This window comes from Flavobacterium magnesitis (assembly GCF_041729735.1).
GTDB lineage: Bacteria > Bacteroidota > Bacteroidia > Flavobacteriales > Flavobacteriaceae > Flavobacterium > Flavobacterium magnesitis.
Genome location: NZ_JBCFQK010000058.1, coordinates 1 through 622 on the forward strand (window position 1 = coordinate 1; position 622 = coordinate 622).

At 28.9% G+C, this 622-nt stretch carries 1 protein-coding gene; it reads left to right on the forward strand.

The features are described 5' to 3' along the window. Window positions 1-336, forward strand: a 336-nt coding sequence (locus AAGV33_RS16370; RefSeq protein WP_373393449.1) for a transposase, incomplete at its 5' end; no start/stop codon positions are given. Between the last annotated feature and the right edge of the window lie 286 nt (window positions 337-622).

Sequence of the window (622 nt, forward strand, 5' to 3'; positions counted from 1 at the left end):
AACGATTACGACTTGTCAAATGATGAAGTAGCTCACTTTTACAATCAAAGAGGAGCAATAGAAAAAGAATTTGATGTTTTAAAAAATGATTTCGGATGGAACAATCTACCATTTTCTAAGCTTGAACAAAATACGGTTTTCCTATTCTTTACAGCAATTTGTAGAAACCTATATGATTATATTATTAATCAATTTTCTGCTAGATTCAAGTGTTTAAGCCCAAGTTTTAGAATAAAGAAATTCATATTTAGATTTATAACTATCCCTGCTAAATGGATACGAAATGCTAGGCAAAACAAACTAAAAATTTATGGGAATCTGTGTTTTAAGACTTAAAAGCAGATAGAATTAAACATCAATATTTATCATGATTTTACAAAAAAACATAAAAATGTTGAGGAGAACTATTGTCCAATATCAAGTAATTATAGGTAGTTAAGAAAAGATTTTGTTTTTATTTTTTTAATAGCTTAGAAATTCGATTCTTAAAGCAAGAAAATTAGTGTAAGTATCAAAAACAAAAGCTTATTTTTGAGACATGCGGATTTAAGGATGTTTTCCGTGCCCGCAACAATGAGCAACTTTGTCGAGTTACTGGATGAGATTCCTCGTTTCTCGGAAT